12 protein-coding genes are annotated in these 13,828 nt (G+C 59.3%); 8 read left to right on the forward strand and 4 right to left on the reverse strand.

The window, feature by feature from the left end:
- Positions 1-168 precede the first annotated feature (168 nt).
- From K5E80_RS05340 to K5E80_RS05355, 4 genes are read left to right on the forward strand one after another with little or no spacing between them, the layout of a single operon-like run.
- The gene (locus K5E80_RS05340; protein ID WP_220635188.1) at positions 169-966 is read left to right on the forward strand and encodes a hypothetical protein; all 798 of its coding nucleotides are present in this window, start codon (positions 169-171) and stop codon (positions 964-966) included.
- Positions 963-3,500 carry a hypothetical protein gene (locus K5E80_RS05345; RefSeq protein WP_220635189.1) on the forward strand — a complete coding sequence of 846 codons (2,538 nt, stop codon included), beginning with the start codon at positions 963-965 and terminating at the stop codon, positions 3,498-3,500. The genes K5E80_RS05340 and K5E80_RS05345 overlap by 4 nt, the downstream gene beginning before the upstream one ends.
- Complete coding sequence (locus K5E80_RS05350) at positions 3,497-4,450, forward strand: glycosyltransferase family 2 protein (RefSeq protein WP_220635190.1); 954 nt, start codon at positions 3,497-3,499, stop codon at positions 4,448-4,450. The genes K5E80_RS05345 and K5E80_RS05350 overlap by 4 nt, the downstream gene beginning before the upstream one ends.
- Positions 4,451-4,454: 4 nt before the next feature.
- Complete coding sequence (locus K5E80_RS05355) at positions 4,455-4,877, forward strand: GtrA family protein (protein WP_220635191.1); 423 nt, start codon at positions 4,455-4,457, stop codon at positions 4,875-4,877.
- On the opposite strand, the gene K5E80_RS05360 is transcribed toward K5E80_RS05355, so the two are convergent.
- Genes K5E80_RS05360 through K5E80_RS05370 form a run of 3 tightly spaced genes read right to left on the reverse strand, consistent with a single transcriptional unit; the run spans position 4,856 to position 7,424 of the window.
- Entirely contained in the window at positions 4,856-5,197 is a 342-nt protein-coding gene (locus K5E80_RS05360) for a hypothetical protein (RefSeq protein WP_220635192.1), read from the reverse strand. The genes K5E80_RS05355 and K5E80_RS05360 overlap by 22 nt on opposite strands.
- A gap of 30 nt (positions 5,198-5,227) precedes the next feature.
- Positions 5,228-6,922: a DUF3443 domain-containing protein gene (locus K5E80_RS05365; protein ID WP_220635193.1), complete on the reverse strand. Its 1,695-nt coding sequence runs from the start codon at positions 6,920-6,922 to the stop codon at positions 5,228-5,230.
- Positions 6,923-6,980: 58 nt separating this feature from the next.
- Positions 6,981-7,424, reverse strand: coding sequence for a DUF2844 domain-containing protein (locus K5E80_RS05370; RefSeq protein WP_220635194.1), 444 nt, complete (start codon positions 7,422-7,424; stop codon positions 6,981-6,983).
- Between the two features lie 193 nt (positions 7,425-7,617).
- Between K5E80_RS05370 and prfB the strand changes: the two genes are divergently transcribed.
- Together prfB and K5E80_RS05380 are read left to right on the forward strand one after the other, a co-directional pair.
- Positions 7,618-8,722, forward strand: a protein-coding gene (prfB, locus tag K5E80_RS05375) for a peptide chain release factor 2 (RefSeq protein ID WP_220635195.1) whose coding sequence is annotated in 2 segments (ribosomal slippage) — positions 7,618-7,698 and positions 7,700-8,722 — 1,104 coding nt in all. Because the reading frame shifts where the segments join, the coding sequence is not laid out codon by codon here.
- 23 nt (positions 8,723-8,745) lie between these two features.
- A complete protein-coding gene (locus K5E80_RS05380) occupies positions 8,746-9,231 on the forward strand; it encodes a MaoC family dehydratase (RefSeq protein WP_220635196.1) in 486 nt (161 codons plus the stop codon).
- Positions 9,232-9,266: 35 nt separating this feature from the next.
- On the opposite strand, the gene K5E80_RS05385 is transcribed toward K5E80_RS05380, so the two are convergent.
- Complete coding sequence (locus K5E80_RS05385) at positions 9,267-10,733, reverse strand: UbiA family prenyltransferase (protein ID WP_220635197.1); 1,467 nt, start codon at positions 10,731-10,733, stop codon at positions 9,267-9,269.
- A gap of 267 nt (positions 10,734-11,000) precedes the next feature.
- Between K5E80_RS05385 and K5E80_RS05390 the strand changes: the two genes are divergently transcribed.
- Both K5E80_RS05390 and K5E80_RS05395 read left to right on the forward strand, forming a co-directional pair.
- On the forward strand, positions 11,001-12,815 hold the full coding sequence (locus tag K5E80_RS05390) for a hypothetical protein (protein ID WP_220635198.1): 1,815 nt from the start codon (positions 11,001-11,003) through the stop codon (positions 12,813-12,815).
- On the forward strand, positions 12,812-13,825 hold the full coding sequence (locus tag K5E80_RS05395; RefSeq protein WP_220635199.1) for an SUMF1/EgtB/PvdO family nonheme iron enzyme: 1,014 nt from the start codon (positions 12,812-12,814) through the stop codon (positions 13,823-13,825). The genes K5E80_RS05390 and K5E80_RS05395 overlap by 4 nt, the downstream gene beginning before the upstream one ends.
- Positions 13,826-13,828 lie beyond the last annotated feature (3 nt).

Genomic DNA, 13,828 nt, shown 5'->3' on the forward strand with positions numbered 1-13,828 from the left:
TAGGCACTTGCCGCGATCTGTGGGTTGGAAGTATGGCTTTTAATGCAGCAAAAGCTATGATGGTAACGATTGAGGATTACAGGACCCTGCGGCCAGGAATATTCGATGTAGATATCAATTGAGAGGCATTTCCTGTCAAAAATAATGACTACGCCGCTGGCTAAAATTATGCACGCGCTTGCTGTGCTGCTACTTTCGCTGCCTGCGGTAGCGGGCAACCTGTCCTTTCGCCTGTCCCTGACCGGATCGCAACTGACAGTGATCAACCAGGGCGACAGCACCGCGTTCTACCCAGCCGCGTACAGGTTATTACCCGACGGCAACTGGGAGCAACTCAAGGAAGCGAATGGCGCACCTGCGGAACTTTCAGATGGCGCGAGCTTGCTGTTCATTTGGCCTGATACGCGTCCGCTGGAGCAGATGTCCGAACTTGAACGCATGCAGCCGGTCATGGTGCGTTTTTTCGATCAGGCCGGGGTGGGATTCGGGCAGATTTCCTTTTTCCACGCAGCGCCAGCAGCGAATCGCGCGTTGACGGCTGCTTATGTGAATGGCAAATTGCAGATCAAGCCACCTGACGGCGGATCTTCCATTCGCGCGAGCTGGGTGCTGTGGCCGCAGGAAGAGGGAATCAAACCGATACAATTGCCCATACGCTACGAGCACCATCAGCCGCCGGCACTGCGCATCGACTGGCAGCACCAGGGCAGCATCCCGTTTCAACTCGATACCGGCGCCGGACAGCCCGCCGCGATCCTGATCCACGAAACCGGGCAAGGCTATTCAATGCAGTTAGTGCCGGGAGGAGGCCTGCAGGGCAAGGAACAGCGTGCGGCCTGGCTCGATGCCACACCGAAGCTCTATGCCGCGTCCTTGATCGCTCTGGTATTCGGCGTGACGGCGATGGTAATGCAATTTTTGCGGCGGCCACGCGCTGCCACCAAGACAGGCAGCGCCAAGACATGATTACACGGGTACCTCTGCGGGATAGATTGATCGAGGGGCTGTTCGTCGTGGCTACAGGTGCGCTGGTAGCAAACACGCTGGGCATTGCCTTGCTCAATTCGCCGAATTGGCCCACCGGTGGCGACAGCGCTTCGCACCTGCTGTATGCCTGGCTTTACGCGGATGGTCTGCTGTTTTCAGGAAAGGTGCTGCCTTGGGTACCGGAAGTTTTCGGCGGATTGCCTTTCCTGTCCTATTACTTTCCCCTGCCCTTCATCGTGATCGCCCTGTTGTCAAAATTGATCGGCATTGCGCAAGCATTCAAGTGGGGCGCCTTCCTTGCCGCAATGCTGTTGCCCGGTACGGTATTCGTCGCCAGCCGGCGCTGGCTGGACATGTCCTGGGCCGGGGCGCTATTCGGGGCCATGGGTGCGCTGGCGTTCCTGCTGCACGAACAAAATTCGATCTGGGGCGGCAACCTGCTCTCCACTTTGGCCGGTGAGTTTGGCTATAGCTATGGCATATGCCTCGCCGTGCTGACCTTGATCGCCTGGTTGCGGGCCGTGCATACGGGCCGCGGCTGGATCGTCGCGGCCTTGCTCGAAGCCGCCACCGGGTTCGCGCACGGTTTCACGCTGCTGGTGGTCGGTTTTTCCACCGTGTTCCTGCTGTTCGAGGGCAAGCAGTTCCGCCGCACCCTCGGTTTGCTCGCGCGCGGCCACTTGCTCGCCTTTTGCCTGCTTGGCGGGTGGCTGTGGCCGATGATTGAAATGCATGGTCTCACCATTCCCAACGATGCCGCCTTTCCGCTGCAGAGCTGGCGCGATTTGTTGCCAGCCACGCTGTGGCCGGTGGGGGCCGCAGGACTTGCGGGTCTATGCCTGCAACTTGTGCCAGCGGTGCGCCGCCGCTGGACTGCGCTTCAGACGAGTGCCCTGCGCTATTTCGTGAGCAGCGCAGGGCTGGCGGCGATAGGCTTCATTGCCGGCGATCAACTTGGACTGGCCGATATCCGTTTCTTCCCGCTGGTCTGGTTGCTTGCCGCCATCGTATGCGGCTGGCTGTTCGGCCATGCGCTTACTGTGATCGGCGAAGCATGGCAGCCGAAACGGAAAATCGCATTGTTCATGTTCGCGGCCGCCGCCGTGTTCGGCTTGCTGGGCTGGCTTGGCCAACAGGTACGGCAGGCTCCGGATTGGGCACTGTGGAACCATGCCGGACTCGATTCAAAACCACAATGGCATAACCTCGCCAGCCTCTTCCCCGCCATGTCCGGCGATCTGTGGAGTCCACGACTCGTGTTCGAACATGATCCGGACAATAACGATCTCGGCTCGACGCGGTCGCTTGAGGCCCTGCCGATGTTTCTCAACCACCGGCCGGTGCTCGAAGGCCTGTACATGGAGACAGCGCTGCTCGGCCCCGCCATCTACCAGCTCCAGTCGGAAATATCGGCACGCCCTTCTTCACCGCTAGTGCGATTTCCCAGCGGTAGTCTCGATCCGCAGTTCGCCGCACGGCACATGAACCTGCTGCACGCCGATACCCTGCTGCTGCGCAGTCAGCAGGCCAAGTCTGCCATCGAATCCAGCCAACTGTTCACCAGGATGGCCGAAGCGCCGCCGTTTGCGCTCTATAAGCTGCGCGACTTTGACAGCCACCTGATCGAACTCGTGCGCCGGCCGATGCGCGTGCGGCCGTCGCACGACTGGATGCAGGATGCATTTGCGTGGTTTCGCACGCGCAGCCTATTTGATGCGTACCTGCCGGTCTACGGCAATGTGGCGCTGGACAAGCTGATTGCGCCCAATCCGGCGAATGCTGTACGCGTGAAGTCGCTATCGCGGCATGAGCTGGTGTTCGAAACCGATGCCATCGGCAGCCCGCATCTGATCAAGATCGCCTACCATCCGCGCTGGCAGTTGCAAAGCAAGGGACAACTGGCGCTGGCCGGCCCCGGCTACATGCTGATCGTACCGCAGGAAAAAGAAATTCGTCTGGTTTATGGCCACACGTTGGTGGGAAAGCTCGGTATTGCCGTTACGATTTCAGCGGCCCTGTACTCATTGTTCGCCCTCTGGAGCAGACGGAGGCAAACGCAGCTCGCCCTGGCGGGGGAACACGCGCTCAACCCCTGGTGGCCCGCCCTCACTGCATGGCTCGTGCTGCTGGCTGCGGGTTTCTACTTCGGGACACATTCGCCCGAGCGGGTCTACAACAGGGCATGGCAAGCGATGGCGGCAAATCGCTATGCCGAAGCGAGCGAAGGGTTCGCGCGCGCCTACCAGTTGCGCCGGCCGCCGGCCAAAAAAGAAGAAGCCTTGTTCTGGCTGGCCAAGTCGAGCGAACTTGCCGGACAACGGGCACAGGCGAAGGCGAGCTACCGTGAACTGGCCGAGCGCTATCATGGATACTGGCTGTCCGAAAGCCTCTATACCTACGTGCTGATGGAGAAGCAGGACGGCCATGCCGACCGCGCCGCACCATTTGCGGCGCGCCTGCGCGAGGAGTATCCCGGCAACAAATGGACCTTGAAACTGGATCAAGTGAAATGATAAATGCATCGTATGCCGGCACCAGTGCGCCTGTGGAACTCAGCGTGGTGGTTCCCGCATTCAACGAGGAGCAGGGCATCGCGCCATTCCTGGAACTGCTGTTTGGGGTGTTGCGCTCGTGCTGCACGCGCTTCGAGGTATGGGTGATCGATGACGGCAGCCGAGACGGCACGTGGCGAGAGCTAACCGTTGCGCGCGCACGCTATGCCGAGTTGCGCGGGTTGCGCTTTACCCGCAACTTTGGCAAGGAGGCCGCGATGCTCGCCGGGCTGCGTTGCGCTGCCGGACAAGCGGTCGTTGTCATGGACGCGGATGGCCAGCATCCGCCATCCTTGCTGCCGCAGATGCTTGAACCCTGGCGCGCCGGACGCGCGCAGATGATTGCCGCGCAAAAAGCTACTCGCAAAAGCGACAACATCGCATCGCGCCTGAATGCGCGCCTTTTCAACGGCATGATGCGGGTCTTGACCGGTCTGGACCTGACCGCGGCTTCAGATTACCGCCTGCTCGATCGGCGCGTCGTGGATGCCCTGCTCGCCTTCCCGGAGAAGGTGCGTTTTTTTCGCGGCATGACGGCGTGGACCGGTTTTCCCGTCGAATACGTCAGCTTCGATGTGGCGCCGCGCATCGCCGGCACGAGCCACTGGAGCAGCGCGCAACTTGTCAAGCTTGCCGTTACCGCGGTATTCGCCTATACGGCAAAGCCGCTGGGAATGATTTTGCGGCTCGGCCTGATAGGCATGGCGGTGGCGGTCATCCTGTTGTTGCAGGCACTGTACTCATGGTCGACGGGGATCGCAGTGTCGGGCTGGACTTCGCTGACGGTAGTGGTGCTGTTCTTTGGTTCCGCCAATCTGTTCGCACTGGGCGTACTGGGTATCTACCTCGCCCAGTTGTTCGACGAAATCAAGGCGCGGCCAGAGTACCTGGTCGGAGACGAGCTGCGGTGAGCCAATGTTCAACAAGCGATGGGGCCTGACGAGCTTGCTCGAACTGTTGCGCCAATTCACCAAGTTCGCCGGCGTCGGTTGCGTTTCTGCGATCGGCCACTACGGTTTGCTGATCGCGCTGGTTCAGATCGCGGCGGTGCCAGCGGTGCCGGCCTCGGCCGCCAGCGCGCTGCTCGGTGCGTTGATCAATTACAGCCTCAACTATCGCTACACGTTCCGCAGCACCCGGCAACACCGCGAGGCGGCTCTGAGATTTGCCGTTGTCGCTACGGTCGGCCTGACGCTGAACACGTCGTTCATGTGGGTGGGCGTCGAACTCGTCGGGGCGCATTACCTGCTCAGCCAGGTGGTCACGACCGGGTTGGTAATGATCTGGAGCTTTGCCGGTAACCGCTATTGGACATTTCATCCTGAAAACCTCATTTGAACCACGGCGACACGGCGGACATGACCTGTCAGCACAAACGGACTGGTAACATTCCTTATCCATGCCACCTGCATGTGATGCGTATCACTATCCTCCTGTTCTGCGACATTGATTTTGGTCGAATAGAACAGGTCATACGAAGTCGCATTGGCAACCGGATCCCAAGAGACGGTCAGCTGGTTATCGCCACCGCAAGCGGGCATCACGTTGGTCGGAGCACCAGGACGAGGACCGTCCCTGCGCACGTCGTCCCTGTCGGTAAAGTTCCCGCTTGCGATATTCCTGACCGGGGCGGTAAAAATGACGCGTCCGTATGCCAATTTTCGTAGCCGGCCGGACGTAATCAAAAGCTAGTAGGCCCAGTAAGGCCCCGTGCCGTGCGAGGTGCTGCGACCAGCGATGGCCACAAAAACCGTGCGTCCGAAAAAGAACGGCATGCCCCAGTCGAAGCCGCCGCTTTGGCCGATATTGCCGCCAACGGAGGCCGCCCTGATGCTGGCATCAAGCGCCTGCAGATTCACGATGGTGAAATCGACGGTGCCGGATGCAGCGCCATTGGCGGATGTATTGACGGCGGACAACGCCAGTGGCGTGGGTGGACAATAGAAACCGGATTGTGCGGAACAGGCGGGGATGACCGCGTCAGCAAAAAAATAGCCATTTGAGCCGCTGTCCAGAAAGCTTGATGTCAGGTTCACGCCTTTATAAGTGGTAGTGAAATTGCCCGTATGGGGGTCTGCTGCATAGACCGTCGCCGAACCGACGTTGTTATTGCTCTGGGTGTCGATGCCGAAGGTGAGCGTACCAATGAGTGTCGTAGCGCCACCCGCGGCAACTGCGGGCATCGTCAGTACCACACCATTGTTGTCGGAGGCAAACGCAGGTACCGGGTTCGCCACCTGGCTGGCAAGCGGCATCCTGGTGCCAGTGCAAGTCGAAGTCGACGCGATGCATTTGTAATAGACGCCGTTAGCAGTCTGTGTCGCACAGGCTGAGCCGCAATCCTGGTTGAACAGACCGACGCCGAGTATGCCGTTGGCGCCCAGTCTGGCCACCGTGCCGAAGTTCGCGCCGCTGCACGGAATGTTCGCGAATGCCGCGGCTGTATCGCCGACTTCCTGTACCGGCAGGGATGGAGCAATCTCGTCGGCGATTTTCACATCCGCGCTGTGCACCGAACCCCACATAAAGCCGCTGACGAACTGCGCGCATTCACCCATCGGGCTGCCGTCGGAAGCGGTGATGGCAGGCAGTGCCAGGGCAGGGTCGAGCACACCGGCGATGATGCGCAGGCCAAAGGACGCGGTGTCGACCAGCACATGATCGATGGTCTGGCAGGTCGATGTACCAGGACGGCACAAGGTTACGCTGACGAAGGGCACATTGATGATATTGCTGGCGCCGGCGGGGCCGCTATCGATGTACACCGGCGTCACATTGCCGGCAAGGCCCGTCACGCCGAGGGTCACCGAGCCGCTGGCGCTGCCGCCAGAACCGTTGTTGCAGGTTAGGGTGTAAGTATAGGTGCCGGCAACGGCCTGCGTGACCGTGGTGCTGCCGCTGAGACCTTGGCTACCGGTCCAGGTTCCTGGCGGGTCGCTTGACGCATTACATGACGTCGCGTTGGTCGTGGACCAGGTCAGCGTGGCAGGCTGCCCTGTCGACACGCTTGCCGGCGCCAGCGACATGCTGACGGTGGGCAGCGCGGGGGCATTCGAGACTGCCACCACCACGCTTTTCGTGGTGCCATTGCAGGTGAGGGTATAGGTAAATGAGCCCGCGGCGGGTGGCGTGACGAGCTTCGAACCCGAAAGCGCTACTGCTCCGCCCCATTCGCCGCTCGCCGGGATACTGCTTGCCTGGCATGCGGTCGCGTTGGAACTTGACCAGGTCAGCATCGTCGACTGGCCGGCAGTAAGCGCGGTTGGGTTGGCACCGATGCTGACGATGACCGGATTGGCTATCGTCGTCGAACCGCCGCCGCCACCCCCTCCTCCGCCGCAGGAGACGAGCAGGAGACAAGCCGCTATTGCGGCAACCTTCATGAATGCACTCACGAACGGGGGGTGGAATCGGATACTCATTGGCGAGCTCGCTAACGTATCAACGTACATCGGCGGCAGTGAAACCGGCGGGGAATGCTGCCGGAATCCAGGCGCTGCCTTCGAAGGCGCGCATATGGCCGCCAGAGTTGATGACGACCTCGGGACGGTCGATAGCCATTTGCGAGCGGCCTGTCCTGGGTGCCCTGGCCGATTCGGCCACCATCGTGTCAAAGTATTTTCCCAGCAATGCCTTCAGGTCTGGCAGGATCGGCCCCTTCCAGGTAACGGCAAACACGACGCCGCCAGCCGAGACATATTCGCTCACCTGCGTTCCGGTTGCCAGGGTCGTGTCGTGCGTAACATAGCTTGCCCCCGCTGACGTGACGCGCGCTACGACCGCTGTGTCTTGCGCATTGAACTGCTCCGGGAGTCCGCCGAGTGCCGCATGACTGATACTTGCATAAGCGAGAAAGATGAAGGAAACAAACGGCGTGACGCGCATAAGAAATCCCTTTGGGAGCAATGTCTCACGACAATTGAAGGTTGGTATCATCACCGTGATCGATGCATATGAGCCAAGTTAGGCGACTTTGTGTTTCAAGTCAATATTCGAGGCAGTGCCGGGAAAACGAATTGGCGGTAGTGGCAGAATGGTATTGGTAAAATCCGCACTTTAGACAAAGACCAAACACACCATGGAAGCAGAACGCATCAATGCCATCGGCAACCACCTGAACGATCTCGCCCAGCGCGACGCCGAACTGCGGAGGTATCTTTGACTTCGATAACAAGTCCGCGAAACTCGAAGAGCTGAACCGCGAACTCGAAGATCCGAAAATCTGGAACGATGCCGTGCGTGCCCAGGCAATCGGCAAGGAAAAAAAGTTGCTGGAAGGCGTGGTGCTGACGCTGAACCGGGTGCGCCGGCAACTGGGCGATGCGCACGAACTCTATGATCTTGCGCGCGGCGAGAACGATGACGACACCCTGCATGCCGTCGAAGCCGACGTGCAGGCGGTGGAACAGGAAGTCGCCGGGCTCGAATTCCGCCGCATGTTTTCCAACCCGCTCGATCCCAGCAACTGCTTCATCGACATCCAGGCCGGTGCCGGCGGCACCGAGGCCTGCGACTGGGCCGGCATGCTGCTGCGCCAGTACCTCAAGTATTGCGAACGCAAGGGTTTCCAGGCCGAGCTGCTGGAACAAACCGATGGCGATGTGGCCGGCATCCGCAGCGCCTCGCTCAAGGTCGAGGGCGAATATGCCTATGGCTTGCTGCGCACCGAAACCGGCGTGCATCGGCTGGTGCGCAAAAGCCCCTTCGACTCCTCGGGCGGCCGTCATACCTCGTTCGCGAGCCTGTTCGTCTATCCGGAAGTCGATGACTCGATCGAAATCGAAATCAATCCGGCCGACTTGCGCATCGATACCTACCGCGCTTCCGGGGCCGGCGGTCAGCACATCAACAAGACCGACTCGGCGATCCGCATCACCCATAATCCGACCGGCATCGTCGTGCAATGCCAGAATGACCGCTCGCAGCACCGCAACAAGGCCGAGGCGATGACCATGTTGAAGTCGCGGCTTTACGAATTCGAATTGCGCAAGCGCCAGGTCGAGGCGGACAAGCTGGAAGCGAGCAAGACCGACGTCGGCTGGGGCCACCAGATTCGCAGCTATGTACTCGACAACAGCCGCATCAAGGATCTGCGCACCAACGTCGAAATTTCCAATACGCAAAAGGTGCTCGATGGCGATCTCGACACCTTTATCGAAGCCAGCCTGAAGCAAGGCGTCTGATGCCATCCAATGGATCAAAACAAATGAAACTACTCGGTCAGGGATTGTATTGGGACGAACTCAAGGTCGGCGACAGTTTCCGTACCCACGGACGAACCATCACCGAAACGGATATCGTCAATTTCATCAACTGCACCGGCATGCTGGAAGTGCTGTTTACCGACGCGGAATTTCGTGAGAAGCATTCCGCCATCAAGGGACGCGTAGCGCCGGCGGCGCTGACCTATGCCATTGCGGAAGGCATGCTCTTCGTCACGCTGATCCAGGCCACGGGCCTTGCCTTCCTGCATGCCGAGATGGACGTCAAAGGTCCGGTAGTGGCGGGCGACACGATTCATGTGGAACTGGAAGTCACCGAAATCCGGCCCACCCACAAGGGCGACGGCAGGGGGTTGGTGCGTACCCGCAATCGCATCATCAATCAGCGCGGCGAAACGGTCCTGGTCTACACACCGCTGCGCTTGCTCAAGGGGAGCACCGCTGCGACTTCATCCGATCCGCTTCAGTGAACTTTCCGCGTTTCGAGGAACCTGGTTTGCTTCAGTTATCGCCACACCAACGCGGTTAAAACGATCAGCGTGCAAAGCAACAGAACCAGCCGGCTCATCTTGTCCTGAATTGCGAATACGAGCAAATCGTCGCTCATTTCGCCGCGTGCGGACTTTAGCCAGACATGGCTGACCCACAATAACAGCAGGGGACAGGCGCCCCAAAGCAGCGTGGCATGACCATAGCGCCCGACAATTTCGCCGCTATTGATGTAGAGCACCAAGACCAGCACCGCCAGATAGCCGGAGGCGATTCCCATTTGCTGGACCGCTTGCAAGTCCTCGGTCCGATAGCCTCTGCCGTTAGCCCCAGGGCGACGCAACGACTGCATGACATGCAGTTCCGCATAGCGTTTTACCAGTGCCAGACTGAAAAAAACGAACATGGAAAATGCCAGGATCCAGAACGACGGCGTTACGGCGATTGCCATAGCGCCGCCAATGACGCGCAAGGTGTAGAGGCCCGCCAAGGTGACGACATCGATCAATGCATAACGTTTCAGCACGAAGGTGTAGGTGGTCGTCGTCAGCCAGTAGATGCCGAGCACCAGTAGAAAGCGGACCGGCAGCAAAACACCGATTGTTGCGGCAGATAGCAGCAGTAGCGGCGCCAGCAGCAGGCCGTGCAAAGGCGCCGCACTGCCGGAAGCGAAGGGCCGATTGCGCTTATGCGGGTGCGCCCGGTCAGCCGCGAGGTCGGAAAGGTCGTTGATCAGGTAGCCGCTGGATGCGCATAGACTGAAAGCGATGAATGCCAGCAACGCCGCACCCGCCATATCGGCATTGACGGTGGTGACAATCGGCAGCAACGGCAGGAATACCAGGAGATTCTTCAGCCATTGATGCAGCCGGATGGCTTTTAGCAGGGAAGAAAGACTGCCATCATGCTGTTCGAATACCGCCTCGACTGGAACAGTGGACCGGACTTGTGCGGCAACGGCCGCCGGAGCATTCACCAGGATAGCGGCGCTTGATGCATTCCAGATCGGGACATCCACCCTGGCGTTGCCGGCGTAGGCGAAACCTTCGGGTGCAGCCCTCCTGATCGCATCGAGTTTGCGCCGGCCGGACAGGTTGGTCTTTTCGTCGCTGGCCATTACAGCGGTAAAAATTCCCAGATGTCCTGCAACCGCCTCGGCCTGCCGGACATTGGATGCCGTTGCCAGGTAGATCTGGCGGCCCTGCCGGCGCTCCTCCCGCAAAAACGCAAGCAGCTCGACGTTGTAGGGCAGATGCTCGGGGGTGACGGCGACAAGACGTGCGATCCGTTCCTTCATGTAAGCCTTGCCGCACAGCAGCCATAGTGGAACCTGCATTGCCGCCAGCGGCTTGCGCTTAAGCAGCTCGATAAAGGATTCGATCATGAGATCGCCATGAATCAGCGTACCGTCGAGATCGACAAACAAGGGAAAACCGGACCGTTTCTGAATAGCTGTCATATTGCGCGCTTTATCCTCGATCATGAGTTTGCGGTTGCCTGCCCATTCCCGTAAATATGAAAGATCGCTTCGCAAGCAGACGACTTCCCGGCCATCAAGCATATAGTACAAACAGGTTACAACAAACCATGGTTTTTGCTGGTGCTGCAGGCCACCTTGACATCCGTCAACCATAAAATCCGGATCGACGCTCATACCCAATACAATGAGTCAATTTCTCATGCGGAGTTTTCGTGACTGCCACTTGTTCCTGTTGCCAGGCATGCCGGCAATCTTGCGAATATATGCTTTATGACTAATCGCGACATAAGAAAAGGCGGGCTTGATGCCGAAAAATTCGGCTTGCCTGTTGTTGTCCGCTGTCTGTGCGCCATTGCCGTATTCCTGTTGTCGCCAATGTGGCCGAACATGTCCCCTGCCCTGGCGGCGGACTTGCCGACGGCCGCCAGGACCGTCCTCGATTTGCAGCCATTCCGCCACGCCACCAGGGTGGACATCGAAATGGCGGGCGGTCGCAAGGGCACGGCCACACTGACGGAACTCAATCCGCGGGCCAACGCCTGGTATCTGCTTGAACTCGACTGGCTGGAGCCCGGAGAGCGCCGCCCGCAGCACCGCAGCTATCATCTGGAAAATCCCAATCCACGCGGGCAGGAGAACGTGCGGCTCGATGCGGGCGCTGGCGGCTTGCACCTGCAACTGAATGGCGCAGGCCTGGACTGCCCGCTATGGACCAGAGCACCAACCACGCAGTTGGAGGAAGCGCGAAAGTCCGCGCTGCCTTATGCGCCGCTGTGCAACGGCCGCATCTATTTGCGCAATCCCGTGGCAGGCACCTATACGCGCATCGAGCGCGTCACGAACTTTCTTCGGGATCATGTTTGGGGCGGCGACAGAATCGTAGGATTCGTCCGCGACCAGTTTTACGAAGATGCTTTTATCGAACGGGGAGAAACCGCTATCGCTGCCGGGGCAACGGGCGATAAAGGAGCGCCGCCGGATGCACCGGCGGCGGCACGACTGGCGCAAGACTTCGCGAATCGCAAGCTGACACCCGATCATCTGGGCATCGACATGGGAACGCGGAATTTGAGGCTCGGCCACTGGTATCCGGCACGCGACGCGCCCGGCATCTACCTCAGTACCATTCAACCGTTGGCGATCGACATGACGCTTCTGCATAGCGCGCAGATTAACGTTAATGCACTCGATTCCGTGGAAGCCAATGCCAACGATTATCTTGTCGCCTTTGATCTCAACCGGTTCAGTGTGGGATTCGCTCTGGGTACCGACCATCCCCGCGTTGGCTGGTCGGAACGCACGCTCGACGAGGTACGTGACCACAGCCAGCCCGGTCCCGATGGCATCGATACCGTAACGCCGCTGGTCACCAACGGCATGTTGAGCCCAACACTCATTACGCAAATTGCAGCGACTTTCACTGGCGGATTCAAGCGCGAGCATGGCGCCTTTCATTTCGGGGCACTGGCCCACGTGAATCACGGCAGCCACTATGGCTTCATTGAACAGGGAACCGTCTTCAGCAAGCTGCAACCCGGGCTGGCGACGCTCTACGTTCTCGACGATGGGACCGTCGGCATGAAGACCTGGGACGATAAAGACAACGACACCTTGCTGCCGCAACTCAGGCATGCGCGCCAGAACGGCGTTGCCTTGATCGAATACTATCCCGCCACAGGCCAATCCAGACCGGGGACGCTGGTGAATCGCTGGGGTGCGGGCAACTGGTCGGGATCCGACCGCAAGGATCTGCGCACGCTTCGTGCGGGAGCCTGCCTCGCCAATGGAATGGGGCGGCAGTTCCTGATCTATGGCTACTTTTCAAGCGCGACGCCTTCGGCGATGGCACGCGTGTTTCAAGCCTATGGATGCCGCTACGCGATGCATCTCGACATGAACGCACTCGAACATACTTACCTCGCCATCTACACCCATAAAAACGGTAAAGTTATCGTCGAACACTTGATCCAGGGCATGGCCGAGGTAGACCAGAAAGGAGGGGGCGGCGAGTACGCGCCGCGTTTTCTGAATTACCCCGATGATCGGGATTTCTTCTATGTTCTGCCAAAGAACCCGCCGCAATGAATAAAAGAACGGTGTGGATAGTCGCGTCGCTTTCGTGCTTGGGGAGCGGATCTGCTACTGCCGCGGACACCGCCCTGGCTCGGCAGAACGAGCAGTTGTTCCAGCAATTGCAGGAAATTCACGAACTCAGTGACGGACAGATGCAACAAATCCGGGCCATTTTTGCGCGCTCCGGATACATCGGCCAGGGCAACCCGGCCATTTCCGAACATCCCGTCACACCGCAGCAATGCGCGGCGCGGATCGCGCAACAGAAGGTCGATTACGCCAATCGGGAATTCGAGAAGATATGTCACGCCAGGTACATGGCGCCTTTGTACAACCCCAAAACACAGCAAGCGCAGGATGCGAAAGCCTGCATCGACCAGTTCGAATTCCCGGATATTCCATGTAGTTATCCCGTGGTATGGGTACGTGCCAGGGAAGCGGCCGAGATTTGCGCGGCGGAAGGCAAGCGGCTCTGTGACGCGCACGAATGGGAAGGCGCCTGCGCAGGGACCCTGGAACCACCCGATTACCGCTTCGATCTGGCCAAAGGGGCCGGCCCCGACGAAGCGATCCGGCGCATGCGTATTGCACATAATAAACAGTATGAAGCGCACAAAAGCTGGAGTTATGGTCCCAGTTATCAAAAAGGCATCTGCGCTACCGCCAGCCACAAGACGCCGGGCTGCCTCGGCGGCGGCTGGACGAAATGCGGTTCCAACACCTATCCGGCCGGAGACTTTCCCGCCTGCCACAGCCCGCTTGGGGTATACGATCTCAATGGCAACGCGGCGGAGCATATGAATCTGCCGCTCAGCGAGAGTCAGATGTCAAGCCGCGGCAGCAAGGTGCTCGGCTATACGGAAATGAAAGGGAGCTGGCTTATTTTCGATACCTACCGGGCGCACGAAGACTGGTGCCGCTGGCGTGCGCCGTTCTGGCACGGAACACGGGTGATGGACGACCAAAGCCATGCCAATTATCACTTGGGATTCCGCTGCTGCAAGGATACAGCGCCGCAGTGAAGG

Origin of the sequence: Georgfuchsia toluolica, from assembly GCF_907163265.1 — a bacterium.
Lineage (GTDB): Bacteria > Pseudomonadota > Gammaproteobacteria > Burkholderiales > Rhodocyclaceae > Georgfuchsia > Georgfuchsia toluolica.